The sequence below is a fragment of the Asanoa sp. NPDC049475 genome (assembly GCF_040676915.1).
Classification (GTDB): domain Bacteria; phylum Actinomycetota; class Actinomycetes; order Mycobacteriales; family Micromonosporaceae; genus Asanoa.
Genome location: NZ_JBFAPY010000009.1, coordinates 46,555 through 71,879, shown reverse-complemented (window position 1 = coordinate 71,879; position 25,325 = coordinate 46,555). Strand labels below are relative to the sequence as shown.

The 25,325-nt window shown below is 72.4% G+C and carries 20 protein-coding genes; 8 read left to right on the top strand and 12 right to left on the bottom strand.

Annotated features, from left to right (window positions below; all coding sequences use genetic code 11):
- The first annotated feature begins 39 nt into the window (after nucleotides 1-39).
- The 3 genes from AB0J88_RS32375 to AB0J88_RS32365 are packed head-to-tail and all read left to right on the top strand — an operon-like array spanning nucleotide 40 to nucleotide 4,285.
- Nucleotides 40-1,623 carry a glycosyltransferase family 39 protein gene (locus AB0J88_RS32375; protein ID WP_364357340.1) on the top strand — a complete coding sequence of 528 codons (1,584 nt, stop codon included), beginning with the start codon at nucleotides 40-42 and terminating at the stop codon, nucleotides 1,621-1,623.
- Nucleotides 1,620-3,155, top strand: coding sequence for a glycosyltransferase family 2 protein (locus AB0J88_RS32370; RefSeq protein WP_364357343.1), 1,536 nt, complete (start codon nucleotides 1,620-1,622; stop codon nucleotides 3,153-3,155). Before AB0J88_RS32375 ends, AB0J88_RS32370 begins: the two co-directional genes overlap by 4 nt.
- Complete coding sequence (locus AB0J88_RS32365; protein ID WP_364357346.1) at nucleotides 3,152-4,285, top strand: hypothetical protein; 1,134 nt, start codon at nucleotides 3,152-3,154, stop codon at nucleotides 4,283-4,285. Before AB0J88_RS32370 ends, AB0J88_RS32365 begins: the two co-directional genes overlap by 4 nt.
- On the opposite strand, the gene AB0J88_RS32360 is transcribed toward AB0J88_RS32365, so the two are convergent.
- Nucleotides 4,269-4,505: an Lrp/AsnC ligand binding domain-containing protein gene (locus AB0J88_RS32360; protein ID WP_364357349.1), complete on the bottom strand. Its 237-nt coding sequence runs from the start codon at nucleotides 4,503-4,505 to the stop codon at nucleotides 4,269-4,271. The genes AB0J88_RS32365 and AB0J88_RS32360 overlap by 17 nt on opposite strands.
- 126 nt (nucleotides 4,506-4,631) lie before the next feature.
- Here AB0J88_RS32360 and AB0J88_RS32355 point away from each other — a divergent pair, with 126 nt between their 5' ends.
- Nucleotides 4,632-5,549 (top strand): MFS transporter, encoded by a 918-nt coding sequence (locus AB0J88_RS32355; protein WP_364357352.1) that lies wholly within the window; start codon nucleotides 4,632-4,634, stop codon nucleotides 5,547-5,549.
- On the opposite strand, the gene AB0J88_RS32350 is transcribed toward AB0J88_RS32355, so the two are convergent.
- The 6 genes from AB0J88_RS32350 to AB0J88_RS32325 form a co-directional block, all read right to left on the bottom strand.
- Entirely contained in the window at nucleotides 5,533-6,735 is a 1,203-nt protein-coding gene (locus AB0J88_RS32350) for a cell wall anchor protein (RefSeq protein ID WP_364738099.1), read from the bottom strand. The genes AB0J88_RS32355 and AB0J88_RS32350 overlap by 17 nt on opposite strands.
- A 39-nt stretch (nucleotides 6,736-6,774) precedes the next feature.
- The gene (locus AB0J88_RS32345; protein WP_364357358.1) at nucleotides 6,775-7,398 is read right to left on the bottom strand and encodes a TenA family protein; all 624 of its coding nucleotides are present in this window, start codon (nucleotides 7,396-7,398) and stop codon (nucleotides 6,775-6,777) included.
- Nucleotides 7,395-7,985 (bottom strand): hypothetical protein, encoded by a 591-nt coding sequence (locus AB0J88_RS32340; protein WP_364357361.1) that lies wholly within the window; start codon nucleotides 7,983-7,985, stop codon nucleotides 7,395-7,397. The genes AB0J88_RS32345 and AB0J88_RS32340 overlap by 4 nt, the downstream gene beginning before the upstream one ends.
- A 99-nt stretch (nucleotides 7,986-8,084) precedes the next feature.
- On the bottom strand, nucleotides 8,085-9,104 hold the full coding sequence (locus AB0J88_RS32335; RefSeq protein ID WP_364357364.1) for a DUF3068 domain-containing protein: 1,020 nt from the start codon (nucleotides 9,102-9,104) through the stop codon (nucleotides 8,085-8,087).
- A gap of 59 nt (nucleotides 9,105-9,163) precedes the next feature.
- Entirely contained in the window at nucleotides 9,164-14,011 is a 4,848-nt protein-coding gene (locus AB0J88_RS32330; protein ID WP_364357367.1) for an alpha-(1->3)-arabinofuranosyltransferase family protein, read from the bottom strand.
- A complete protein-coding gene (locus tag AB0J88_RS32325; protein WP_364357370.1) occupies nucleotides 14,008-15,615 on the bottom strand; it encodes a substrate-binding domain-containing protein in 1,608 nt (535 codons plus the stop codon). Before AB0J88_RS32325 ends, AB0J88_RS32330 begins: the two co-directional genes overlap by 4 nt.
- A 116-nt stretch (nucleotides 15,616-15,731) precedes the next feature.
- On the opposite strand from AB0J88_RS32325, the gene AB0J88_RS32320 reads away from it, so the two are divergent.
- A complete protein-coding gene (locus tag AB0J88_RS32320; protein ID WP_364357373.1) occupies nucleotides 15,732-16,940 on the top strand; it encodes a glycosyltransferase family 4 protein in 1,209 nt (402 codons plus the stop codon).
- Here the strand turns inward: AB0J88_RS32320 and AB0J88_RS32315 are convergent.
- The 4 genes from AB0J88_RS32315 to AB0J88_RS32300 are packed head-to-tail and all read right to left on the bottom strand — an operon-like array spanning nucleotide 16,925 to nucleotide 21,211.
- Nucleotides 16,925-17,083 (bottom strand): hypothetical protein, encoded by a 159-nt coding sequence (locus AB0J88_RS32315; protein ID WP_176985296.1) that lies wholly within the window; start codon nucleotides 17,081-17,083, stop codon nucleotides 16,925-16,927. The two genes, AB0J88_RS32320 and AB0J88_RS32315, sit on opposite strands and share 16 nt — an antisense overlap.
- A gap of 35 nt (nucleotides 17,084-17,118) precedes the next feature.
- Nucleotides 17,119-18,777 (bottom strand): hypothetical protein, encoded by a 1,659-nt coding sequence (locus AB0J88_RS32310; protein WP_364357376.1) that lies wholly within the window; start codon nucleotides 18,775-18,777, stop codon nucleotides 17,119-17,121.
- On the bottom strand, nucleotides 18,777-20,603 hold the full coding sequence (locus AB0J88_RS32305; RefSeq protein ID WP_364357379.1) for a hypothetical protein: 1,827 nt from the start codon (nucleotides 20,601-20,603) through the stop codon (nucleotides 18,777-18,779). Before AB0J88_RS32305 ends, AB0J88_RS32310 begins: the two co-directional genes overlap by 1 nt.
- A gap of 26 nt (nucleotides 20,604-20,629) precedes the next feature.
- Nucleotides 20,630-21,211 (bottom strand): dihydrofolate reductase family protein, encoded by a 582-nt coding sequence (locus AB0J88_RS32300; protein WP_364357382.1) that lies wholly within the window; start codon nucleotides 21,209-21,211, stop codon nucleotides 20,630-20,632.
- Between the two features lie 171 nt (nucleotides 21,212-21,382).
- Between AB0J88_RS32300 and AB0J88_RS32295 the strand changes: the two genes are divergently transcribed.
- On the top strand, nucleotides 21,383-21,973 hold the full coding sequence (locus AB0J88_RS32295) for a metallophosphoesterase (RefSeq protein WP_364357385.1): 591 nt from the start codon (nucleotides 21,383-21,385) through the stop codon (nucleotides 21,971-21,973).
- A 9-nt stretch (nucleotides 21,974-21,982) separates the two neighbouring features.
- Nucleotides 21,983-23,224: a LamG-like jellyroll fold domain-containing protein gene (locus AB0J88_RS32290; RefSeq protein WP_364357388.1), complete on the top strand. Its 1,242-nt coding sequence runs from the start codon at nucleotides 21,983-21,985 to the stop codon at nucleotides 23,222-23,224.
- A 42-nt stretch (nucleotides 23,225-23,266) separates the two neighbouring features.
- Here AB0J88_RS32290 and AB0J88_RS32285 read toward each other — a convergent pair whose 3' ends face one another.
- Entirely contained in the window at nucleotides 23,267-24,691 is a 1,425-nt protein-coding gene (locus tag AB0J88_RS32285; protein WP_364357391.1) for an alpha-amylase family protein, read from the bottom strand.
- A gap of 104 nt (nucleotides 24,692-24,795) precedes the next feature.
- Between AB0J88_RS32285 and AB0J88_RS32280 the strand changes: the two genes are divergently transcribed.
- Nucleotides 24,796-25,323, top strand: a complete 528-nt coding sequence (locus AB0J88_RS32280; RefSeq protein WP_364357394.1) for a hypothetical protein — start codon at nucleotides 24,796-24,798, stop codon at nucleotides 25,321-25,323.
- Nucleotides 25,324-25,325 lie beyond the last annotated feature (2 nt).

Genomic DNA, 25,325 nt, shown 5'->3' with positions numbered 1-25,325 from the left:
CGAATTCGCCTTTGCCGGCGCCGGCCCTATCCTGCACCGATGAACGAGGCCGCGCGCTCCCAGCTTCCGGTGGCCACACCCAACGGCGAGGTGCACATTCCGTTGCCGCGCCGGGTCGGTGTGGTGGACAAGCCGCTGGAACCCCCGACGGACGCGACCATCCTGCTGCCGAAGACCCCGAGCCAGGAGGAGTCCGAGCGCCGCCTGCGCAAGGCCGCGTGGCTGCGCCGCACCGCCTGGGGCGCACCGGCGCTGCTGACCCTGGCGCTCGGCCTCGTCGGGCTGACCCGGCCCGGCCTCTGGGCCGACGAGTTCGCGAGCTGGGGCAACACCACGGTGTCGTGGTCCGAGTTCTGGTTGCAGCTCAAGGGCACCGACGCCAGCATCGGCCCGTACTACGTGGCGCTCCGCCTGTGGACCACCGTCTTCGGCGACTCCGACCTGGCGCTGCGCCTGCCGTCGCTGCTCGCGATGGCCGGCGCCGCCGCGGTCATCGGCCTGATCGGCAACCGCCTCGGCAGCTACAAGATCGGCCTGCTGGCCGGCCTGACCTTCGCGATCATGCCGATCGCCACCCGCTTCGGGCAGGAGGCCAGGCCGTACGCGTTCGCCGTGCTCTTCGCCGCCATCGCGACGCTGCTGCTGATCCGGATGCTCGACGGGTTCACCCTCGGCATCGCGATGATGTACGCGGCCGCGGTCGCCGGGGTCGGCCTGATGCACCTGGTGGCCATGCTGCTGCTCGCCGCGCACGGCCTGGCCGTCCTCGTGCTCAAGCGCAAGCTGTTGTGGCGGTGGATTCCCAGCGCGTTCGCCGGGATTCTCCCGCTCGTCCCGATCATCCTGATCGGTCGTCGGCAACAGGGAAACCAGATCGGCTGGATCCCGTTCACCGACCTGCACCGCGTCGAGGCGTACGGCCTGGAGTTCTTCGGTGGCGCGCTGATCGGCGGCGCCATCATCGCCCTCGGCGTGGCCGCCGTCTCCCGCGAGAAGGGCGCGATCGTCGGCATCACCATCGGCGTCGTGCCCGTGGCGATCCTGATGGCCCTGGGCACGGTCGCCCACCTGTGGCAGCAGCGCTACGTGCTCTACACGATCGTCGGCTGGGCCATCCTGGTCGGCCTGCTGCTCGCCAAGCGCGGGCTGGTCGCGATCCTCGCCACGATGGCCGCGCTGGCCGTGCTCGCCCTGCCGGGCCAGGTCGAGGTGCGCAAGCCCTCGTTCCGCTACCAGGACACCAAGGTGGTCGTGGCGCTGCTCGAGCGCGACGTCCAGCCCGGCGACGGCATCGTCTACGGCCTCAAGGACCGCGGTCCCGGTGTGCTGAACCGCGACGTCATCGCCCACTACCTGCCGGCCGACCGGCGGCCCACCGACCTGCTGGTCGACCGGCCGATGCGCACCGACGGCTGGATGGTCGCCAGCGAGCACACGGACCTGGCCGCCCGGTTCAAGGACACCAAGCGGATCTGGGTGCTGCGCCTCGGCGAGTATGCCAATCCGCTCGACGAGCTCGACGGGAACAAGAAGGAAGTTCTCGAAGAGGGTTACGATGTCGCCGACAGCTGGTGGACCACGGGTTACACCGTCGCATTGCTGACCCGGAAGGACACCGTGTGACAACCCACGTCGGGGCCGAGCGCCGCGACGAGCCGGGCGAGCGCACACAGATCATCCCGCGCCAGTACCACCCCGGTGAGACGCACGTGATGCCCGCCGTGCGCATGCCGATCACGGCCCGTGCGACGACGATGGCACAGCGTCACGCGAGCTGGCTCCCGCGGATGTGGCCGCTCGCCGCCTGGTTCCTCGTCGTCCTCGCGATCACCATGTTCCTGAGCGTCAAGTCGACCGGGCCGCTCGGCGCCGTCGTGACCATCGTGTGGACGTACCCGGTGATCGGCACCATCGCGGGCCTGGTCGGCGCCGTGATCACCCTGCGGCGGCTGCGTCGCGACCGGCTCACCGCCGCCGACGACCAGGTGATCCGCTGCCGGGACCGGCTCGTGGTGGTCGTGCCGACCATCGGCCGCAACGACACCTATCCCGCGCTGGACCGCGTCGTCCGCTCGTACATCACGTACCTGCCCGAATGCTTCCCGAAGCTGCGGGTCGACGTCGTCATCGAAGAGGGCTGCGAGGCCGCGGAGCAGATCTACCGGCTCGGCGAGATCAGCCGCTACATCCGGGTCGTCACGGTCCCGCGCAGCTACCACACGGTCAACGGCACGAAGTTCAAGTCGCGCGCCAACAACTACGCGCACGAGCTGCGGATCGCGCAGCACGAGGACCGCGCCGACGTCTGGGTGCTGCACATGGACGACGACACCGGCGTCGGCCTCGACACGGCGATCGCCGTCGCCCGGCTCATCGAGCAGCAGCGCGACCGCGGCGACGAGGCGGCCCACCTCGCCCAGGGCATCCTGACCTACCCGCGCGAGCACGCCGGCAACCGGCTGACCTGGCTGGCCGACGCGAGCCGGCCGATCGCCGACGTCACGGTCTACTCGGCGTTCACCGGCAGCGGCTATCCCGTCGCCGGCGTGCACGGCGAGCTGCTGCTGGTGCGGGCCTCGGTGGAGGCCGAGATCGGCTGGGACTTCGGTCCCGAGGCGATCGTCGAGGACGCCCAGTTCGCGCTCGTCTTCAGCCGCCGCTATCCCGGGCGCAGCGCGTGGTTCGCGGGCCGGTGCTACGGCGCCTCGCCCGCCACCGTGCGCGACTTCTTCCGGCAGCGCGAACGCTGGGCGTGGGGACTGATCGGCCTCGCGCTCGACGACCGGATCCCGCTGCGCGACCGGCTCTACATCGGATATTCGACGTTCACCTGGGTGATCAGCCCGTTCCAGCACCTCGGCACCATCCTGCTCGTCGGGTGGGTGCTCGGGTCGTTCGACACGGTGCCGCTCACGCTGTGGGTGCTGCCGATCTGGGCGCTCAACATGGCGTACGCCATCTGGCTCTATTCGGAAGGGCTGCGGATCAACGTGAGCGTCTCCCGCCGGGCCAAGTACCGGTGGTGGGAGGGAATAGCCGTGATCCTGCTCGTGCCCCTGTTCTCGATCATGGAAGCGGTCGGCGCCGTCCGCGGCCTGATCCGCCACCTGCGCGGCGGGCAGCAGCAGTTCGTCGTGATCGCGAAGCCGATATGAGTCGGCGGTGGGCCGCGGCGGCCTGTGCCGTCCTGCTGCTGGCCGGCGGCTGCTCGTCCGGTGAGGGAGACCCGCTCGACCGGGTCACGGACGAGCCGCCCGGCGCGACCGCGGGGCCTGGCGGCGCGCCGAGCGAGAAGCCGGTCGTCAAGGTCAAGGACCCGTGGCAGCCGGGCATGCGCCAGCACGGCATCGCGATCTACTGGGAGAACAACCCCAACGACACCGACCAGATCGTGCGGGCCAAGGCGCAGAAGATCCTCGACCACGTGGTCGCGCTGGGCGCCAACGCCGTCTCCGTCTCGTTCTCCTTCACGATGGACTCCGCGTACGCCGACGAGGTCAAGACGGACAACCCGATCACCCCGTCGCCGGCCCGGCTGGCCCTGGTGCTCGACGAGGCGGCCAAGCGCGACCTGCGCACGGCGATCCGGCCGATGCTCAGCGAGCGCAACCTGACCAAGGACGACCCGGACATGTGGCGGGGCTCGATCCGCCCGTCGAGCAAGACCAAGTGGTTCGCCTCCTACCGGGACATGCTGGTCAGATACGGCAAGGTGGCCGAGAAGGCCAAGTCCGCCACGTTCGTCGTCGGCACCGAGCTCAGCTCGCTGGAGAGCAACACGACGGGCTGGAAGACGGTCGCCACCGGCGTCAAGGCCGTCTTCTCGGGCGAGCTGGACTACAGCGCCAACCACGACCGGCTCAAGGAGAAGGGTCCGGCGGCGGGCATCACGCTCTCCGTCGACGCGTACCCGCCGGTGCGGGTGTCCGACAGCGCCACGGTCAGCAAGCTCGTCGACGGCTGGAACGACTGGCTCGACGACAACCGCGGCTCGGGTGAGCTGTCGGACCTCGTCCTCGCCGAGGTGGCGATCGCCGCTCGCACGGGCGCGTACTCGGAGCCGTGGTCGCCGCACGCCAAGGGCTCGATCAAGCCGGAGATCCAGCAGCACTGGTTCGACGCGGCGTGCCAGGTGATGCACGAGCGGGAGCTCGCCGGCATCTACTTCTGGATGATCAACCTCGACGCGGACCCGAAGAGCAAACCGTCGAGCAAGTCACCGATGGACTTCCTCGGGCGGCCGGGCGAGAAGAACATCAGGGCCTGCTTCACCAAGGACGCATAGTCCCCGCACCCTTGAGGCGACGCACGACGGGCGCGGTCTCGGCCTGGACGACACCGTCCAACGCGCCGATGTCGTGGGCGAGGTAGTCGTACAACGCGGCGAGGTCCTTCGCGATCACCGATGCCACCACGTTGGACGGGCCGGTGGTGGCGGCGGCGAAACCGATCTGTGGATGGGTGGCGAGCGCGCTGGTGACGGTGGTCAGTGCGGCAGGCGCCACGGTGAGCCACAGCGACGCCTCGGCGGTGTAGCCGAAGAGCGCGGGCTCGATCTCGACGTCGAAGTAGAGGCCCGGATCGCGCTGTCTGGTGGGCGGGGCGCGCCCGGCCGGTTGGACCTGCCCGGGGTGGGCAGCTTCACGGTCGCGGCTTCCCTGGTGGTCTACGGCCTGATCCGGGCCGGCGGCAGCGGCTGGACCGACCGTGTCACGGCAGGCGCGCTGGCGGCCGGCGTGCTGGCGGCGGCCGTGTTCGTCGTGGTGGAACGCCACCGTGCGGACCCGATGCTGGACCTGGCGCTGTTCCGGCGACCGGCGTTCACGGTCCTGATGCTTTCGGCGGCGGCGCTGACCGCGGCGGCGTTCGCCAACCTGGTCTTCGTCTCGCTGTGGGCACAATCGGTGCTGGGCCTGGGCGCGCTGAGTGCCGGTCTGGTGCTGGCCCCGATGGCGGTGGGCGCGTTCGTGGTGGCCGGCCTCGGGGGACGCCTGCTGCATGGTGTCGCGCCCCGCTGCACCATCGGGTCCGGTCTGCTGCTGGTCGCGCTCGGCACCGCCCTGTGCACGCTGGTCGGCCCCTCGTCGGGCTGGGCGGTCCTGGTGCCGGGTCTCTGCGTCACAGGCGTGGGAGTGGGCCTGAGCACGCCGGTGCTGGCCTCGGCCGCGCTGTCGGCGGTCCCGTCGTCGCGCGCCGGCATGGCCAACGGCGCGTCGAACACGTTCCGGCAGCTCGGCTACGCCCTGGCCCTGCCGATCCTGGCCACGGTGGTGACCGCGGCGGCACGGTCGGCGCTGACCGGCGCGGTCCCGTCACCGTCGACGGTCGCGCAACGGCTCACCGGTGGGGGATACGCCGACCTGCTGTCCGCGGCACCGGCCTCGGTGCTGCGGGCCGCGTACGCCGCGGGACTGGACCGGATCTTCACGGTCAGCGCGATCCTGGCCGCCGTCGCGGGTGTCGCGGTCCTGGCGATGCTGCGCCCGCCTGCCGATCCGCGGGCGGCCGCCGCGCCCGCGCCGGCCGACGTGGTTAGGACGCCAGGCTGAACCTGAGACCGCCCGAGATCGAGTGTGTCGAGGGGAGGCCCGTGGTGACCGCCCGCGCCCGGTTGGTCGACGCGAAACCGCCGATGCCCAGTTGACCGTGGCTGTTGAGTCCCCACGCGACGACGCTGCCACGGGTGATCGCGAGGCTGTGCCCGTTGGCGGCGGAGCCGTCGTCACCCGCGGCGACAGCGGTGACCCGGGTCAGACCGAGCACGTCGACCGGGACCAGCCGCCGCTCGTTCGTGCCGTCGCCGAGCTGGCCCGTGGCGTTGCTGCCCCAGGCCTTGACGCGGCCGTTGGCCAGCAGAGCCAGGCTGTGGCCGAATCCTCCGTCGACGGACTCGACCCGCACTCCGGTCAGGCCGAGGGTGGCGACCGGGCTGGGCTGCGGGCTGACCCTGTTGCCGATCCCCAGCTCGCCCGTGGCGTTCAAGCCCCAACCGCGGAGCGAGCCATCGGTCAACACCGCCAGGCTGTGGTACGCGCCGGTGCCGATGCTGGTCACCCGCTGGGGCAGGCGCACCGCGAGCGGGACCGGGTGCGGCTGGCCGTCGGCCTGGCCCTGGCCGAGCTGTCCGTCGAAGTTGTCGCCCCACGCCATGACGGTGCCGTTGGCCAGCAGCGCCAGAGCGAAGTTGTTCCCGGCCGCGATCGCGCTCACGCGGCCGGGCAGGCCTTCCACCGGCACCGGAAGTGTGCGGTCAGACGTGGTGCCGTCGCCCAGCTGGCCCGAGAAGTTGAAGCCCCACGCGCGTAGCGTGCCGTCCCGAAGGAGGACGAGGCTGAAGCGGCCGCCGGCGGCGACGGCCGTGACCCCGCTGAGTTCTGCCACGCTTCCCGGGATCGGCCGCGAGGTCCTGGTGCCATCGCCGAGTTGGCCGAACTCGTTGGATCCCCACGCTTTCACCGTGCCGTCGGACAGCAGGGCCAGGCCGTGGGCGAAGCCGGCGGAGACCGCGCGCACGGTGTGCGGGCCGGCCACCGTGACGGCCGTCGGCCAGTTGGCAGCCTCCCCGACCGTCCCGATGCCGAGCTGTCCTTCGGCGTTGGTTCCCCAGGCCTCGGCCTGGCTGCCGCTCTCGACCGGCGCGGCCACGGCCGGCGCACCGACCCCGCTCGGGAGGGCGATCAACCCCCCGACAACCACCGCGGCCAGCAGCCGGCGTCGCATGAACGTTGCTCGCATGTAGTTCCCCCCGTGAATGCGAAGCCGCCCTGCGTCACATTACGCACTCCGGCCGGCGTGGTAGGCCGCCTCGAAGAACTCGACCTCGAGGCGCATCGCGCGGCGGTAGACGGGCGCGGTGCGGGTGTCGCCGTACCTGTCCAGCAGACCCTCCGACGTGGCCGCCAGCTCCTCGAACGCCGGGTCGGCGTAGGTGCGGATCCAGTCGCCGTAGCGGTCGTCGGGTGTGCCGTCGGCGAGTGACCGACCGAGGTGGGCGTAGAGGCGCATGCACGGCGTCAGGGCCGCGCAGGTCTGGCCGGGACCGCCGAGCGCCGCGGTGGCGAGCAGGAAGTCCGTGTACGCCAGCGTGGCCGGCAACGGCGAGACGTCGGCCAGGTCGATGCCGAACCGCGCCGCGTAGCCCTCGTGCAGTGCAAGCTCGTCGCGCACCCCGGCCAGCAGGTCGGCGAACGCGTCGAATCCGGCGCGGTCCGGGCTGTGCGCGACGGCCAGGGCGTACGCGCGGGCGAACGACTCGAGGTAGAACGCGTCCTGGGCGACGTAGCCGGCGAACACCGGCTCGGGGAGGGTGCCGTCACCGAGCCGTCGCACGAAGGGATGCGCCAGCGCGGATGCGGCCAGGTCGGCGTTGTCCTGCCAGAGCGTCGCGGCCAGACTCATGCGTTGCCTCCCCAGAAGGCGGCCTCGGCAGCGGCGACCGCGGTGAACACCTCGTCGGCGCTGTCCGCACCGAGCGCGTGCTCAGCGGCCGACGCCAACCCGGCCACATAGTCCGCGAACCCCGGCGCGGTCCAGTGCTCCACGTACTCCCGGAAGTCCGGCGCACCCGGAGCCGCGAACGTCCACGCGTCCAGATAGGCCCGCTCGATGGCCCACAGCCCGACCAGCGACTGCGGCACCGGCGCGGCGTCCAGCCTGGCGAGCAGCTCGCGGTAGGCCAGCGTGGCCGGCCCGGGCGCGGTGGCCAGGTCCAGCCCGTGCCGCTCGGCCCGGTCCTCGAACCAGGTCAGCTCGTCGACGAGCGCGACCGCACCGGCGGCCAGCACGGCCTGCGCGGGCCGGGGCGCGCGGGCCAGCATCCGTGCCTGGAACGCCAGCAGGTCGGCGACGAAGTGGTGGTCCTGGACCAGCCACTCGGCGAAGACGGCCGGCGGGAGGGTGCCGTCGCGCACGCCGGTCAGGAACGGATGCCGGGTGGCGTCCGCCCAGGCCTGGGCATGCCGACGCAGAAGATCATCGAGCTGCACAAGTGGCGACTTTATCCAACGGGCGACCAGTCGAGGCGTCGGAGGCCCATCGGCGGCGGAGCCAGGCACTGGCTCCGCCGCCGTCGGTCGCGCTGAGGGTCAGGACCCCTTGACGTGTCGGCCCGCGCCGACCTCTTCGGGCTCCGGGGCCGGTGCCACCGCTTGGGCGGCCGGACGCCGCCGCATCAGCAGCAGGGCGCCGCCGATCAGGATCAGGCCGAGCAGCAGCAGGACCAGCGGTCCCCAGAGCTTGACCAGCATCAGCAGCTGGCGGTTGCTCGACGCCGTGTCGGCGCTCTTCTTGATGGTGTCGTCGGTGTAGGTGAAGGTCGCGTCGAGGATCGTCACCGAGACGCCGTTGTTGGCCAGCAGGTTCTTGTGCTGGACCTCCTGGACCTTGATGAACTGACCAGTCGTCGGCTCGACCCACACGGTGCGGGTGTTGTCGTAGACGATCTCGCCCGAGGTCGCGCCCGGGGCGAGCGCGCCGACCAGCACCGCCATCCGGTCGGCCGGCACCTGCTGGCGCGCCTCGCGGATCTCCTGGGTGAACTGGTAGGTCTCCAGGCCCTCGATCTCTTCGGTCTTGACGAACTTGGCGGGCTGCGTGCCCAGCACGTCCCGGTCGAAGATCTGGTAGTCCTTCTTCTCGGTGCCGAACGGGAACTTGTAGATCTGGCCCGAGTAGTCGACCTTCTCGCGGTTGCCGCCGGTGTCGAGCCACTGCCCGTCCCACTTCTGGGCGGCGGCGGTCTTGCGGTCGACGGCGAGCGAGGTGCTGTACGCGCTGACCCGCTCGTTGTTGTCGGTGCGCACCACGTCCTGGCCGACCAGCCACACGGCGGCCGAGCCGTCGAGGTCACCGGTCAGTGCGGCGGTCGCCTTCCGGTCGGCCTGGACCCGGATCGTCGAGCGCAGGGTGCCCGTGTTGACCGCCACCGAGCCGTTGGTGATCTGCATGAAGGTGGCGTTCGGTGCTTCGGCTATCGACTGCGTCGGCTCGAGGTCGTAGGGGAGCTGGGCCGCTCGCGGGCCGACCACGAAAGCCAGCCCGGCGGCGAAGACCACGGCTACCACGCCGACGCCGAAGAGCACGGCACTGACCGCGCGGGACGTCATGGGGTGCCTCCACAATGTAGGTATTGACAGGGGGGAACGCGCTGCTGGCGAGCAGGTTACTACTCAGTCACTTCCGTCCGCGACCCCCAAGATTTCGGACGTCGCAGTACCAATGTGTAGTTCCAGGTGATCGTTTCGCGGAGCAACGGCACCCGGGCGGACCATTGCGCCCACCAGGGGTGATAGCGGGGCAGGACATCGACGATCTCGATCTGCCCCCGGCGGGCGGCGGCCCGCGCCCAGCGGTGCACCTGGGCCGCGCTGACGGGGAAGAGCGTCTCCCCGTAACGGTTCTTGGGCTCGCGGCCGTTCTTGCGCGCGTACCGCCGGCGGGCGCGGGTCCCGCCGAGGTAGTGCCACGGCGCGGTCTCGTGCCCGCCCCACGGCGACAGCCACGGCGTGAACGACACGAACAGCGTGCCGCCGGGCCTGGTCACGCGGACCATCTCGTCGAGCATCCGCTCCGGGGTCTCCACGTGCTCGACGACGTTGGAGGAGTAGCAGACGTCGACCGACGCGCCGCGCACGGGCAACGCCGTGCCACTGCCGCGCACGGACGGCGCCCCCGCCCCACCGTTGCCGGGCTCCGGGAGGTCGCCGGCCTCAGGATCGAGTCCGAGGTACGTGGACCCGGCACTCTGGAAGGCCTCGGCGAAGTATCCCGGCCCACCGCCGACGTCGAGCACGACCGCGTGGCGAAGGTCCAGATAGGACCCGAGCTGGCGGACCGAGTCGGCGGCGAGCGTGGAGTAGAAGTGGTCCGGGTCGGTCTGCTCGCGCAGGAAGGAGCGGAACAGCCGCACCGACCGGCCCAGGGTGGCCCGATAGGGCGCTTCGGCGCGAGGTTCCTTGGCCGACGGGGCCAGGGTCGCGGCCACCGCGCACACCGCGGCCAGCATCGCGGCCTGGGTCGGGCCGGTGTAGGCCCAGTCCTGTCCGTGCCCCTGCACGCGCCCCAACACCGCGATCGCGGTGCCGATGACCGCCGCCGCGGCGGCCACCACGGGCAGCAGCCTGGGCCATAGCTGCCGGCCGATCATCGCCGCGATCAGCAGCGCCAACGCGGGAAAGCCACCGAGCACGACGGCGACCAGGCCGAGCGGCACGACGATCCACCACGACGGCGGGCCGGCTTCCACGACGGCCGCCCCTGCCCGGCGCCGCACCGGGATGAGCGCCAGCGCGAGCACCAGCACCACGGCGGCGGCGCCGGCGGCCAGGCCTGCCCGGTACGGCCGGTCCGGGGTGAACTCGAGCGTCACCGTCCCACCCGCGCCGGCCGGCACCTCGTACGCCTGCTGCCATCCGTCGACGCGGACCTTCCGCAGACGGTTCCCGTCGAGGATCGCCGCCGCGCCGTTGTTGAAGTTCTCCGGGATCACCAGCAGCGCCGCCTCGCCCGGAGCGACCGTCACCGTGCGCACGGTGGAGTCCCAGCGGGTCACGCTCACCGCCCGCGTGGCCGGCGGTGCCGCCGCGGCCGCGCCGACCGGGGTCAGCGTGGCCGTGTCGACCAGGAACGCCGCGGACGGCGTGGTGTGCAGGCGGTGCTCGCCGGCCTCCAGCGCCACGGACTCGCTGGCGAACACGTCGCAGATGGAGATCGCCAGCCCGCGCCCCGCCCGGACGTCGGCGAGGCTGCCGGCGACCGAGGTGGCGTAGGCGGTGCCGTCCAGCGTGACGGTCGGTCCGGCGCCGCAGGGTGCGTCGAGCTTGGGCTGCGGTGCCCGCGCGGTGACGCCGGGAACCTCCACCTCGGCGAACCCCACGGGTGCCGGCCAGCCGCTGTCGCGGGGGTCGCCGGTGACCTCCTCGGAGCGGGACACCACGAGCGAGAGCCGGTCGGTGGTCACGGCCGGGAACCGCACCCAGCCGTCGGCGCCGATGTCGGCCGGGATGTCGCGCCCGGCCACCCGCACGATGACCGCGAGCGGTTTCGACGCGACCGGCGCCGAGGGGACGACCAGGCGGACGCTGTCCACCCGGCGCTTGCCCGCCCATGCCAGGTCGAGGGACGGGGTCGGGTCGACCGGCTCGGCCAGCCACGCGGTGGCCGGGTCGCCGTCGACGGCGGCGTCCGCGCCGACCAGCGGGTCGCCGGCGAGGACCGACGAGGACTCCGCTTCGACGGGGGCGTCCAGGGGCACCGCGCCGCCGGGCCGCGGGCGCGCGGTCAGCCGGACGGCGTAGTCGGTCCTGGTGGGCGTGGTGAAGATGCGGTCCAGGCCGAGCGGCTCCTCGCCGGTGCGGCGCAGGAACTGGTCACAGTGGATGGTGCCGGCGGGCGCGAAGCAGGCGGCGCGGTCCTCGGGGCCGCGGGCGAACGCGTAGACCGGCGGCCGTCCGCTGGGGGAGTCGGCCGGAACCCGCAGCGCGCGCTCCGCCGCCAGCCCCGGGATCCCGAGCTCACGCAGGCCCACGGCACCGTCGGGGAAGCCGGGGGCCAGGGCCAGCACGGTCACCCGGACCGTCGTGGTCAGGCCGGGCAGCGGGTCGACCCGGTGCGGACCCGGGCGCTGCGGCACCTGGCGCTCGACGGCGCCCTGGTCGGTGCTGACCCGCACGTAGCCGATCGGGGTGGCGTCGCGCAGGTCGGTGTCGAAGTCGACGGTGAGCTCGTCCACCCGGCGCGGGGTGTCGAACGTGACCTCCAGCCACTGGCCGGCGGCCGGCGCGAGCGGGTCGGACCGCCACGCCGTGCGCGGGTCGCCGTCGAGCGCCGCGAACGGCAGGTGGGACACCTCGGTCGGCGCCAGGGTGTCGGCGAAGGCCGCGCTGCTGGAGGCGGTGACGGACCGGATCCCCTGGTACGCCGTGAGGGTCTCGTGCCCCGCGGCCGGGAACGGCAGCAGGTCGGAACGCTGGCGCCCCTGCCGGGTCTCCTCGTCGGAGGTCATCGTCTGGCTGAGGTTGTCGCGTACGCGGCCGACGTTGAGCTCGCGGCGGCGCAGCCCGTCGGTGACGATCGGGGTCGTGTCCGGTGGGACCGGGGTGGTCAGGTCGTCGCCGGCGAGCACGGCGGGGGTCCCGGCCGTCAGCACGCCCTGCTCCAGCGCGGTCAGCAGCGACTCGGGGCCACCGCTGACCACGCGCACGTCGTCGGCCGACACCGCGGACACGACCGGGACGTCCCGCTCGACCTCGAAGATCTCGATCGCGGGCACGGCGGTGCCGGCGTCGGCGGGGCTGCCGGCAGGGTCCGCCGCGACGGTGGGGCCGAACTGGGCCGCCGGACGCAGCCCCGGGGAGTTGGTGACGGCCGATCGGATGGCCGCTATCGGTGGCGCGCCGGTCGCGGTGCGGTCGATGTCGTGGCGCACCAGCAGGAAGCGGTAGCCGGACCGGGCGAGGAAGTCGGCGAGGGCGGGGGAGCCGCGGCCCTGTTCGAGCACGGCCTCGACGGTGTCCATGACCCGGGTGTTGCCCTCGGAGCCCAGCGGGATCTGGTTGCGGGTCGCCCAGGGCGCGCCGGCCAGCGGCTGGATGACCTCGTCGACCGTGCGACCCCAGGTGTTCTGCGCGAAGCCGACGCCGGGCACGACCAGCGTGCGGGCGCGGGAGTCCTGCGCGGCGAGCCAGCCGCTGGCCTGCCGCCAGTAGTCGGGCACGTCGGACCAACCGGGACCGGGGCGCAGCGCGCCGGACCAGGCCGGCGCGGCGGCCACGAGCAGCAGGGCCGCGACAACGGGCGCGACCGGCAGCCGGAAGCGGCGCACCGCGAACGCGCGGCTGGCCGCGTGGGCGAGCCCGAGCACGATCGGCAGCCGCAGCACCGGCTCGAACTTGTGCACGTTGCGCAGCGGTGCGAGCGGACCGTCGAGCAGGTCGCGGACCGGGCCGGCGAACGGGCTGTCGAAGGTGCCGAGGTAGCCGACGGCGAGCAGGGTCAGCCCGGTCAGCATGCCGAACACCAGGAACCGTCGCTCGGGCAGCCCGCGCAGCCCGAGGCCGACCAGGCCGACGATCGCGACGAGCGCGGTCGCGACCATGAGCACCGGGCTGTCGATCAGCACCCAGCCGGCCGGCCACCAGGGCTCGCCCTGGATGACGTACCCGACCCACTGGTTGGTGCCGCGCATCGCCTGGAAGAGCGAGGTGACCGCGGTGGTGGTCGCCGACGACTCGATGAAGTCGAGGAACGGCAGGCTGTACTGGCCGAGCAGCAGCAGCGGCAGCACCCACCACAGGCTGACCGCGGCCACGCAGAGGGTCCACCAGGCGGCCAGGGCGGTGTGCCGGCGGTCCCAGCGGCGGGTCAGGAACCAGATCCCGGGCAGGACCAGCGCCATCAGCACGGCGGCCGCGTTGATCCCGCCCATGCACAGCACGGCGAGGGCGGACAGGGCCGCCGCGCGGCGCGGGGAGCGCACCGTGACCAGCGGCAGCAGGACCCAGGGCAGCATGACCACCGGCAGCATCTCGGCCGAGAGCGGCCCGACCTCGGTGAGCATCCGGGGTGCCAGCGCGTACGCGAGGGCGGCCAGCAGGCGGGCGGGCTCCGAGCCGACGCGCATCGCGTGGGCGAGCAGCAGCACGCCGAGGTAGGCGACGCAGAGCAGCAGCGCCGACCACAGCCGCTGGGTGATCCACGTGGGCACGCCGAGCAGGTCGCCGCCGGCGAAGAACGGCCCCATCGGGAACAGGTAGCCGTACGCCTGGTTCTGGAGCTCGCCCGAGGTCGCCTCGGGGTTCCACAGGTGCAGCGCCCGGCCCATGAAGCCGATCGGGTCGACCGCGAGGTCGAGCTTGGTGTCGAAAGTGGACTGTCCGGGGCGCTGGAGGAACGCGACGGCGACCAGCAGCAGGGCGCCGGCGGCGGTGCCGATCCAGCGCCGGCTCCGGCGCGCCGGGGGCTGCGCGGGCTCGGTGGCGACGGCCGTGACCGGCTCACGCGTGATGGCGGTCAACGGCGGCACTCCGGCGGCAGGCAGCTGAACTCCGCGAGCGCGGAGAAAAAGATCTGGCGGATCCCGGACGGCTCGGGCGTCAGCGCCACGCGGCCGCCGGTGGCCTTGGCGATCGTGTTGAGCTCGCCGGCGTCGATGTCGGGGCCGACGCCGATGAACAGCACGGGAAGCGGGCGGCGCGGGTCCTGGAGCCGGGCCAGCTCGCGCATCAGCTTGGCGCGGCCGATGCCGCTCGCGTTGTCGTCGGTGCCGTCGGTGAGCACCAGCACGAGGTTGATCCGGCCCGGGGTCCAGTTGCGGGTGCCGTCCTGGTACGCGGCCAGCAGGGCGTCGTAGAGGCCGGTGCCGCCGTTGGACTTGGCCCGGATCTGGCCGAGTGCCCGGACGATCTCGGCGCGCCGGGGGCCGACCGGTCCTACCGGCACGACCTCGCGGTAGTCGCGTGGGCCGTCCAGGTCCGTGGAGAACGTCCAGATGCCGATCTCGGTCGTGCCCAGCAGCAGCCCGACGCCGCCCTGCGCGGCCTTGATCGTGGCCGACATGCGGGTCTCGCCGCCGCCACCGACCGCCGCCTCCATCGAGCCGGAGGTGTCGAGCACGGCGAGGAGGCGGGCGCTGAGGTGCACGCCGCCCCAGGCGTTGAGCAGGTTCGTCGTCTCGGCCTCGGCCGGCACCGGCGCGGGCCGGTAGGCCTTGCTGCGGATCCGTCCCGCACCGCCCGTCGGTGGGGCGCCGGCCGGTGAGCGCAGGCCGTCGCGGGCCAGGGCCGCCACCCCGTCCGCGGCCAGCAGCAGCCGCAGGAAGGCGGCGGCGCCGTCGCGGGCCTGGCCACCGGCGAGCACCGCGTACGGGTAGTCCAGCCCGGGCAGGGCGACCGGCGGGTACACGGCGACCTGGCCGCCGGCCCGCAACACCTGCTGCTCGGTGCTGACGACGGCGGACTCGGCGCCACCGGGGCCGGTGGGTGTCGGTGCGGCCTCGCCGGAGACGGCGACGGTGCGCGGCGCGAGCCGGCGCATGATCGCGGCTGCGGCACCCGCGCCGTCGCCGGCCAGCGACTTGATGCCGGCCACGGCGGCGAAGCCGAGCGGGCTGGTGGCCGGGTCCGGCAGTACGACGGGCACCGGCGGGCGTTCGGCCGCGACCAGCGTCCGCCAACCGAGGTTGCGGCGCGGCCACCCGAGGCGTCGCGCGGACCGCTCGTCGAGCGCGAGGACGACCGGGGTCACGGCGACGGAGACGCCGGAGGTGGGCACCTGGAAGGCGCCGGCCGCCCGGGCTCGGCGCAGCCACAGCGTCGACTCCGGGAGCCAGACGTCGGGCCGCACGCCGGCGGTGAGCAGGCGCAGCACGTCGGCGGACTCGCGGGCCTCGACGGTCACGTCCAGGCAGCGCTCGCGCGTGGCGACCTGCTCGCCGACCTCGCGCGCGGCGGCCGCGACGCTGGGCGCGACCATGACCCGCAGGGCGATGCGCCGCTCGCAGGTGGCGTCGTTGCCGGTGCGGTCGACGTAGCTGAGCGCGGCCCAACCGGCGAGCACCACGACGAGGGCGGTGCTCAGCAGCACGACCGGCCAGAACTCCGGTCGGCGTCGATCCGCCACGCTGCCTACCTACCTTTCACAGATCATCGACGCCGGGCGTTGCCAACCAACCCGACCGCGCCCTAGGGTGACGCGGTCGCGAATATTACTCGCTGGTAGGGGTGGCGGAGTAGACCATGACGGATGCTTTGGCGCCACACCTGGTGTTCCTGAACTGGCGCGATGTGCGCCATCCCGAGGGCGGCGGCTCGGAGGTCTACATCGAGCGGATGGCGGCCGAGCTGACCACGCGCGGCTACCGCGTCACGCTTTTTTGCCAGGCACACGGTAGCGCTCCGGCGCGCGAGGTCAAGCCCGACGGCGTCGCGATCGTGCGTCGGGGCGGCCGGCACACGGTCTACCTGCGGGCCGCGCTGGCCTACCTGGTCGGCGTCTTCGGCTTCGGACCCTTGTCGCGTCGCGGTTTCGGGCGTCCCGACCTGATCGTCGACGTCTGCAACGGCCTGCCGTTCCTGAGCCCGCTCTACTCCCGCAAGCCGGTGGTCACGCTGGTCCACCACGTGCACCGCGAGCAGTGGCCGGTGGTCTTCGGCCCGGTGATGTCCCGGATCGGCTGGTGGGTCGAGTCGCGGCTGGCGGTGCGCGTCTACCGGACCCGCCGCTACGTCACCGTCTCGCCGACCAGTCGCCGCGAGCTCGTCGAGCTCGGAGTGGACCCCGAGATGATCCGGGTCGTGCACAACGGGACCCCGGAGGTCTCCGGGCCGCCCGCACCGCGGTCCGAGCACCCGAGCCTGCTCGTGCTGGGCCGGCTGGTGCCGCACAAGCGGATCGAGCTGGCGCTGCGGGTCACCGCCCTGCTCTCGCCGGAGCTGCCGGGCCTGGAGCTGGTGATCGCCGGCCGGGGCTGGTGGGAGGAGCCGCTGCGGGAGGCCGCGGCCGAGCTCGGCATCGAGGACCGGGTGCGGTTCACCGGCTTCGTCTCGGACGAGCACAAGCACGAGCTGCTGTGCCGGTCGTGGCTGTCGTTGGCGCCCTCGCTCAAGGAGGGCTGGGGTCTGACCATTGTGGAGGCCGGCGCGCACGGCACGCCCGCGGTGGCGTTCCGGTCGGCCGGCGGGGTCGCCGACGCGATCGTCGACGGCGAGACGGGCACGCTCGTGCACGACGAGGTCGACTTCCTGCGCGCCGTGCGCCGGCTGTTGCGGGACGCGGAGCGGCGGGCGGAGATGGGTGTGGCGGCGCAGAAGTACGCGCAGCAGTTCACCTGGGCGGCGTCGGGTGCCGCTTTCGCGGAGATCGTCGCCGAGCGGCTGGGGTCACGGGCCGGTGCTGCCGGCGTGCCGGGGGCGAACCCCCGGCCGCACGGTCAGCGGGTGCCGTAAATGGTCGCCGCCGGGTTGTCGTCGGACTGGTTCGCGACGGTGTCGGCCGAGGGGCTGATCTGGCCGATCGTCGCGATGATGCCGATGAGACCCAACGTCGCACCGAGGACGGCGGCGACGACGAACGTGGCCAACCGGGCCATAGATACCCCTCCTCGACGTACTGCGTGGCGGGACGTTACCACGCGGTAGGTCTGCGGCGCAGCACCAGAACGGCCGCGAAGACGACCACGAGGGCGGCGAACAGGTGTGCGGCGACCGCTGGCCACCGTCGATGCGTCGTGGGCACCGTCGCGGCGGCGGACGGGTTCTCCCACAACGCCAGGTGCTGCCCCGTGAACACCGGCCGCAGCCCGGTCAGGACCGAGGGCGGCACGGCCACGTCCGGCTCCTGCCGGACGAGCACCCAGCGCGTGCCGAGCGCCGCCACCGGCTCACCCGCGTCGAGCAGCCGCCGCGCCTCGGCCGCCCGCGGGCTCTCCCCGTCGACCGTCACGGTGCCGACCCGGAGCTCGTCGTTGATCAGCACCGGAGCGTCCAGGTAGCGCGGTGCCGGGTCACGCACGATGACGCCCCGGTTCCAGCCGTAGCTCTGGTAGCCGTGGAACGGCAGCGAGAGCACCTCGCCGGGTGCGGCCCGCACCTGGGCCGCCACGGTGTTCCAGTCGGCCGGGTAGCGCACCGGGCGCAGCTGGCCGGCGGCGCCGAACGCGAGGTCCGGGAGGATGGCCACGGGCAGCAGCAGGGCGGCGACGAGCACGACGCGGCCGGCGTTGGCGTCCAGGCGCACGGCGAGGCGGTCGGCCAGCGTCTCGGCGCCGAGGGCGGCCAGGAGCGCGAGCAGCACCGCGTACAGGATTAGGAACTTCTGGCTGTCGCGCAGCAGTCCGGCGCCGGGGACGTGGACCACCAGCCATTCCATGACGCGCGCGCCGGGGCCGACGGTGGCGGCGGCCAGCACGAAGGAGCCGGCGGCGAGCACCGCGAGGCGGACCGTGCCGGCGGGCCAGCGGCTGCGCAGCGTTCGCCAGCCGGCGACGGCCAGGGCCAGCAGGATCACGGTCGCGAACGGTGCGAGCACCGAGGACCGGCTGTCCGGCACGGTCTGCGCGTTCCAGATGCCGCCGGTGCCGGCCAGCGCGCCGAGGGCGCCGCTCCAGTTCTCGCCGCGGGAGGCGAACGCGGCCACGCCCTCGGGATCCGAGGTGCCGCCCGCCGTGCTGGTCGCGGTGGCCACGAGCCACGGCGCGCATAGGGCGGCCGTGCCCGCGATCGCGAGCAGCAGGCCTTTCCGGATCGGCAGCAGGACCGCAACGGTGGCCAGCGCGATCAGGCCGCCGGTCGGGGTGACCGCGGCCGGGGCGGCGGCGAGCACGAGACGGCCGAGGGCGCGCGGTCGGTCCGGTGCGGTGGGCAGGTCCAGTGCGGCGGCCACGAGCCAGGGGAGTGCGGCGTAGGCGAGCAGCAGACCCCACTGGCCGAGCAGCAGCCGTTCGGCCAGGAACGGCGTCCACGCGTACGCCAGCGCGCCGACCAGGCGGGGCATGGTTCGTTGGGTCGGCACCAGCCGGGCCATGCCGAGGGCCGCGAAATAGACGATCGCGGCGAGCACCAGCCGTTGCAGCGCCCAGCCCGGCACCGCGAGGTTGGCCAGCGACACCAGCGCGTCCAGCGGAACGGCCCGCGGCAGCGCGTCGGCCGGCGCGAACAGCTCGGCGGTCAACGGCTGCCTGGGTACGAACACCATGTCGTAGCGGAGCACGTAGCCGGGCAGGACCAGGGGCGCCAGCACCACCGCGGTGATCGCCGCGGAGGCGAGCCGCTCGGCTCCCTTCATCAGCCGGCCGGCTGCGGCACGACCGAGCCGACGTCGATCTCGTTGGTGCAGACGTTGGCGGCCGGGTCGGCGACGCTCATCGTCAGGTCCGCGCCGCCGCCGTCGAGCAGCAGGAAAATGGCGTTGAGGCCGCGGTGCACGTCGAACTGGTGCTCGTGACCGTTGCCCAGGCGCACCGTGGCGGTGGCGTCGCGGTCGCTGATGTAGGCGACCCGGGCGGCCCAGAAGTAGTCGCCCACGCTCTTCTCGAGCCGCAGCGTGGTCGGCCGGCCGCCGGTGACCCGGTAGCCGCAGCCCTCCTCCGGGCCGGGTGCGCCGTGGACACCTTGGACCCAGGCGGGCCGGATGTGCCCGGACTGGTCGAAGATCCACAAATTGCGGGCCTGGGTGACGAAGGTCGGGTCCTTGTCCAGCGGGGCGAAGAACCGGGACTGGAGGTTGTACGGCGCCGACAGCGGGCCGACGACGGCCTCCGGCACGGGCTGGTCCATGAACACGGTGCCGGGCGCGGCGGCGGCGAGGTCGGCGCGGGCGGTGTTGAGGTAGTCGCGGCCGGCCTTGACCGACCAGTCGTCGCCGTACCCCTTGCCGCTCCAGAGACAGCTGACCAGGAACAGGATCGCGACCGGTGGGACGAGGTAGGTGAACACGGGCCGCCAGCGTGGCGCTTCCCGCTCGGCGGCTTCTCCCTTCAGGCCGCACAGCGCGACACCCAGGCAGATGGCGGCGACGACCGCGACCTCACCCACGTAGCGGGGGACCGCGCCCGCCACGCCGCTGAACACCGAGCCGAGCCGGGTCGCGCCGAGCAGGGCGGCGTCCAGGGCCACGTAGCTGAGCAGGAGCAGCCACGCCCGCACGGCCAGCCCGCGGCGCAGCACGATCGTCAGCGCGACCAGCGCCGCGAAGACCGCCAGCGCGACCCAGGTGGCGGCCTCCGGAGGCGCGGTCAGCGGGGCGCCGTCGGCGCCGTCGAGCCAGCGCCATGGGCCGCCGAGCAGGCCGGGGATGACCGTGAAGGTGGTGAGCTGCCGGACGAAGGTGAGCACCTCGTCGACGGACGCCGGCTGGCGCAGTGACGAGGTGGCCTGCGACAGGTAGACCGCGAGGAAGAGCAGCGAGACGACGGTCAGGACCAGCCACGCGGGCCACCACCGGCGGGCGGCGCCGACCACCGCCCGCACCGGGCCGCCCGGGCTGTAGACGAAGACGGCGAAAAGCGCCACGAAAGCCACGATCAGCAGCGACTTCTCGAAGAACACCAGGCCGAGCACGATCGCCGCGGCCAGCGACACCAGGTGCTTGCGCCCGCCGCCGCGCTGGTAGCGCACGAACGCGCCGGCCGCGAGCACCATCGCGAGCTGCATCGGCAGCACGTTGACGCCGACCGCCCACCAGGAGCTGGCCTCCAGCGTCAGCGGGGTGAACAGGAACAGCGACAGCGGCGCCAGCAGCAGCGGCCCGGGCGGCAGCATGAGCAGCAGCAGGCGGTAGAGCGCGACGCTGACCAGCGCCTGGCCGGCCAGCATCAACGTGGCGTACGGCCAGTACTGGAACTCGGTCAACCGGAGCACGACCATGGTCAGCAGCTGCCCGGCCGGCATGAAGTGGTTGTTGAACAGCGTCAGCAGGAAGTCCGGCCCGATGCTGCCGGCGTCGGCTCGGGACAGCAGCGGGAAGTCGTCGAACGTCAGGTAGCCCCGGCTGGTGATGCTGGCCCGCCAGACCAGGCTGGCGGTGATCAGCCCGGCGGCCAGCAGGTGCAGCGGCACCCGCCGGCCCTGACCGACCGGCGGGTTCACGGGTGGCGTGGGGGTGCCCGACATGCAGGGCACCATAGCGGCAGATTCGCTCAGGTGGTGGATCGGTAGGTCGCGATGAGCACACCGGTCGTCGTGGGCACCGTTTCGACGAGGTCCATCGTCGTGGTCCCGTCGCCGAACAGCTTGGTGCCCGTGCCCAGCGTCAGCGGGTAGATGGACAGCGTGACCTCGTCGACCAGTCCCGCCGCGAGCAGCGACCGCACCAGCACGCCACTGCCGAGCACCGCGAGGTTGCCGTCGACCTCCTTCTTCAGCGCGGCCACGGCGTCGGGCACGTCGCCGCGCAGCAGGGTCGAGTGCTGCCACGGCAGCGGCTCGGTCAGCGTGCGCGAGGCCACGTGCTTCTGGCGGCGGTTGAGCACCTCGGTGTAGGGGTTGCCGTCGGTGCGGTCGGCCCAGACGCCGTGGAAGTGCTCGTAGGTGCGCCGGCCCAGCAGCAGCGCGCCTTCTGCCCGCATGCCCCTGCCCATCGTCTCGGCCATGACCTGGTCCATGTACGGAACGGCCCAGCCGCCGGCGGTGAAGCCACCCCGCGTGTCCTCGTCGGGCGCGGCCGGCGCCTGCATCACCCCGTCGAGCGTCACGTTCTCGACCACGACCAGCTTGCCCATGATTTTCCTCCTCTGTGGCGGACTCCCACCCCCTATACGAACGACCGATCCGTGGATCGACATCGCTTCGAGGTTCACGGTGTGTTCGGTCGGCGTTCGCACGCTCACGTGCTCGTTGTTCGCGGTTTTCGCGCCTACTGGCCTTGATCAACCGCGAACAAGGAGTGAGCAATGGGAGAGACACCGAGCCGGCGTACGTTCCTGGCCGGCGCCGGTCTGGTGGGTGCCGGGCTGGTGGGCGCCGGCGCGCTCGTGCCGACGGCGGCGAGCGCGCGCAGCGGTGGCCACCCGGGGCGGGTGGACGTCGAGCATCCGCGGTTCACGCTGGCCGTCATCCCCGACACCCAGTACCTGTTCGACACCGACCGGGGCGACCCGGCGCCGTTGACCGCCACGCTGCGCTGGATCCAGGACCACCAGGCCGACGAGAACATCGTCTTCACCGCCCACCTCGGCGACATCGTGGAGAACGCGCTGGCGTCCGAGCTCAACGCGGCGGGCGAGGTCTTCGAGATCTTCGACCGGCGGCGTACGCCGTACAGCGTGCTCGCCGGCAACCACGACATCGACGCGAGCACCACCGACCAGCGCGGCCCGAGCCCGTACCTGGACGTCTTCGGTCCGAAGCGGTTCCGGCCCCTGACGACCTACCGGGGTGCCACGCCCGACGGCTACAACACCTACCACGTGTTCCGGGCGGCCGGCCGCGAGTGGCTGGTGTTCGCCCTGGACTGGCGGCCGTCCGACGCGACCCTGGCGTAGGCGAAGGACGTGCTGAAGGCGCACCCGCGTACCCCCGTCATCCTGACCACCCACGACCTTGCCTTCGCCGGCGACGACGGAGCCGCGCAGCTCTCCGACCATGGCCGGCGGCTCTGGGACGGGCTGATCAACGAGAGCGACCAGATCTTCCTGACGCTCAACGGCCACTACTGGCCGCCCGCGTCGACCGTGCTGCGCAACGCCGCGGGTCGGGACGTGCACGTGCACATCACGAACTACCAGGACCGCTACTACGGCGGCGGCGCGATGCTGCGGCTCTACCACTTCGACCTGGCGCGCGACACGATCGACGTCGAGACGATCTCGCCGTGGATCCTCGAGCAGGAGCCGGGGAAGCGCAACGCGCTCGAGCAGCGGGAGGTCGAGCTGACCGACGCGACCAACCGGTTCAGCATGCCGATCTCCTTCACCTCGCGGTTCGCCGGCTTCGCGCCGGTGGCACCCCGTCCGCCGCGCGGCCCGGCGGCGGTGCTGACCAAGGGCACGGTCGCGTACTGGCGGTTCGACCAGGGCCGCGCCGACGGCACGGCGGTACCGGACGGCTTCCGGATCATGGACCTGTCCGGCCAGGGCAACCACCTGGAGCGGGTCACCCTGGCGGGCAGCGCGCCCGAGACGGTGCGGTGGTCGGCCGAGCACCACGGCGACCAGCCGGCGCACGCGAGCCTGTTCTTCGACGGCGGCAAGAAGCCGGCGCGCGGCGGCTACCTGCGCACGGTCGAGGGGGCGCGGATCAACGACGCGACGTTCGCGAACGGCTACACGATCGAGGCGTTCGTGAAGCTGCCGGTCGACGTTCGCGCCAGCAACCACGCGTGGATGAGCATCATCAGCCGGTTCGGTGCGGGTGCTGACGCCGGCAAGACCGGTGACGACCCGGCCGAGCCGATCGCCACGCTGAGCATGTCGGACGGCATGGCGCTGCAGTGGGCGATGTTCCCGCTCAACCGCGACGGTGGGTCGACCAACTGGGGCCACGAGATGCGCGCGGGGGAGTGGTTCCACGTCGCGGTGGTCAACGACGGCCGCCTGACCACGCTGTACGTCGACGGCGCGGAACTGCTGCGCAACCCGTCGACCCCGGCCAAGGGCATCGCGACCTCGCACGAGCCGTGGTTCCTCGGCGCGTACCACTACGACCGGATCGTGGAGCAGGGCTTCTACGGCTGGATCGGGGACGTGCGGATCGTCGACCGGGCACTTCCGGTCGACAAGTTCCTGCGCGCCTGACCGGGTCCGGGGCTCGCGGTGCCGGCCGCGAGCCCTTCCGGGTCACGGCAGTTTGGCGCCGATGTGCAGGGCGACCGCGTCGTGGGCGGGGATGTTGGCGGTGAACCAGCCGCCGCTGCCGACGGTGATCACCGGGCCGGTGCAGGTGCTCCCAGAGCGTTCGCCGTGGATGACGTCGCAGTAGCGGCCGGCGGGCAGGTCCGAGTCGTACGAGCGGCCGTTGATCGCACCGTCCTCGTCGTTGATGGTCAGGTAGCCCGCCGCACCGCGGCCGAACGCGATGTGGTTGTTGCCGTTGTCGTACCAGTTGACGACCGCCGTGCCGTTGACCGCGTTGCGGAAGCCGACCATGTTGGCGATCACCTGCCAGCGGTGCTCGCAGCGCCAGCCCCCGGTGAAGCAGGTGGCGTTGTTCGTCAGGCCGGCGCTGTTCGACGGCGGGCCTTGGTCGCGGCCGCTGAACTCGTAGCTGGACATCACCGTCGGCGACCCGTACGGCCAGGCCAGCATGAACGCGTTGGCCAGTGCGTAGATCCCGTTGTCGCGGTAGGTCAGCACCCCGGGGTCGTCCCGTTGCGTGTCGTGGTTGTCGGTGAACACCACCGCGGAGCCGGACGGCAGATAACCCCAGGCCACACCGAAGTCGCGCAGGTACGCGAGGCGCTCCGACCTGAACATCCGGGCCAGGTCCTTGCCGTAGCGGAACTCGTGCACGTCGCCGTTGCCCGTGTACTCGCTCGGCGTGATCGGCTCGCCGGCGCCGAAGATGACCTCCTGGACGAGATAAGGAGACCGGGACAGCCGGGACTTGATGTTGGCGATGTCGGCGGCCGGCATGTGCTTGCTCGCGTCCATCCGGAAGCCGTCGACGCCGAGGCTGAGCAGGTCGTTGAGGTACGCCGCCAGCCGTCCGCGCACGTACGACGCGCCGGTGTCCAGGTCGGCCAGGTTGACCAGCTCGCAGTTCTGCACCTCGTACCGGTCGCCGTAGTTGCGGATGTCGTCGTTGCCGTTGCGGCCGCAGTGGTGGAAGTCCTGCACCTGGTAGGTGCCCGGATAGTCGTAGTGGCTCCAGGACGAGCCGGCCCAGCCCGGCCCCGACTTGTCCTCGTTGGCCATGTGGTTGACGACCGCGTCGACGATCACCTTGACCCCGGCGGCGTGGCACGTGTTGACCATGCTGGCGAACTGCGCCCGGGTGCCCTTGCGCGACTCGATCCGGTAGCCCACCGGCTGGTAGGCCACCCACCATTCCTGGCCGCGCACGTGCTCCTGCGGGGGAGAGACCTGGACGTAGCCGTAGCCGCGGGGGCCGAGGAAGCTCGTGCACTCGCTCGCGACCGAGGTCCAGTTCCATTCGAACAGGTTCGCGATGACCTGTTTGGGGCCGGCGGGTGCCGCGGCGGCCGTCGAGGGCACGCCGACCAGCGCCAACACCGCCGCCAGAGCCAGCAGCGCCCGTCTCATCACGAGTCCTCCCATGCATCGACAGTCGCCAGTGTGGGTGGTGCGCGGGGCGGCCGCAACCACGTCGATGGCTAGGGTGGCGGGGATCCGATACGGAGGACGTCATGCGATTGATCAGGTTCGTGACCCTCGTCGCGGTCGCCGCGCTGGCGGGCTGCACCGCTGACCGGACGACCCCGCCGCCGGAGCCCGCCGGGGCGGTATCCCCGACCGCCGGCTGCGAGTTCCACCGTTACGAGGACGCGGCGGCGGTCCTGAACGCCCCGATGAACCCGACGCCGAAGACCGACGAGGTCGAGCCGGGCGCGAAGGACACCCAGTTCCTGTCGTGCGTGTGGTGGACCGCGGACGACACCCGCTACGCCAACGTGGGCTACCGGACGGCCTTGACACCGGCCGGCGCCGAGGACAACAAGGTCCAGTTCGCCAACCAGCAGACCGCGGACGCGGTGACCATCGACGGCCTCGGCGACGCCGCCTACTGGGACACCCCGAACGGCCAGATCCTGGTGTTCGTCGGCGACGACCTGCTGCTGGTCACCACCGGCGTCCGGGACGGCAAGGGCACCGAGCGCAGCCAGGCCGACACCACGAAGCTGGCCACCCTGGTGGTGTCACACCTGGGCGGCTGACG

Excerpts from the sequence above, each read along its gene's own strand:
- AB0J88_RS32295 (WP_364357385.1), top strand. The coding sequence starts at position 21,383 with ATGGGAGAGACACCGAGCCGGCGTACGTTCCTGGCCGGCGCCGGTCTG.
- AB0J88_RS32345 (WP_364357358.1), bottom strand. The coding sequence starts at position 7,398 with ATGAGTCTGGCCGCGACGCTCTGGCAGGACAACGCCGACCTGGCCGCA.
- AB0J88_RS32375 (WP_364357340.1), top strand. The coding sequence starts at position 40 with ATGAACGAGGCCGCGCGCTCCCAGCTTCCGGTGGCCACACCCAACGGC.
- AB0J88_RS32310 (WP_364357376.1), bottom strand. The coding sequence starts at position 18,777 with ATGAAGGGAGCCGAGCGGCTCGCCTCCGCGGCGATCACCGCGGTGGTG.
- AB0J88_RS32335 (WP_364357364.1), bottom strand. The coding sequence starts at position 9,104 with ATGACGTCCCGCGCGGTCAGTGCCGTGCTCTTCGGCGTCGGCGTGGTA.
- AB0J88_RS32350 (WP_364738099.1), bottom strand. The coding sequence starts at position 6,735 with ATGCGAGCAACGTTCATGCGACGCCGGCTGCTGGCCGCGGTGGTTGTC.
- AB0J88_RS32280 (WP_364357394.1), top strand. The coding sequence starts at position 24,796 with ATGCGATTGATCAGGTTCGTGACCCTCGTCGCGGTCGCCGCGCTGGCG.
- AB0J88_RS32285 (WP_364357391.1), bottom strand. The coding sequence starts at position 24,691 with ATGAGACGGGCGCTGCTGGCTCTGGCGGCGGTGTTGGCGCTGGTCGGC.
- AB0J88_RS32320 (WP_364357373.1), top strand. The coding sequence starts at position 15,732 with ATGACGGATGCTTTGGCGCCACACCTGGTGTTCCTGAACTGGCGCGAT.
- AB0J88_RS32315 (WP_176985296.1), bottom strand. The coding sequence starts at position 17,083 with ATGGCCCGGTTGGCCACGTTCGTCGTCGCCGCCGTCCTCGGTGCGACG.
- AB0J88_RS32300 (WP_364357382.1), bottom strand. The coding sequence starts at position 21,211 with ATGGGCAAGCTGGTCGTGGTCGAGAACGTGACGCTCGACGGGGTGATG.
- AB0J88_RS32305 (WP_364357379.1), bottom strand. The coding sequence starts at position 20,603 with ATGTCGGGCACCCCCACGCCACCCGTGAACCCGCCGGTCGGTCAGGGC.
- AB0J88_RS32365 (WP_364357346.1), top strand. The coding sequence starts at position 3,152 with ATGAGTCGGCGGTGGGCCGCGGCGGCCTGTGCCGTCCTGCTGCTGGCC.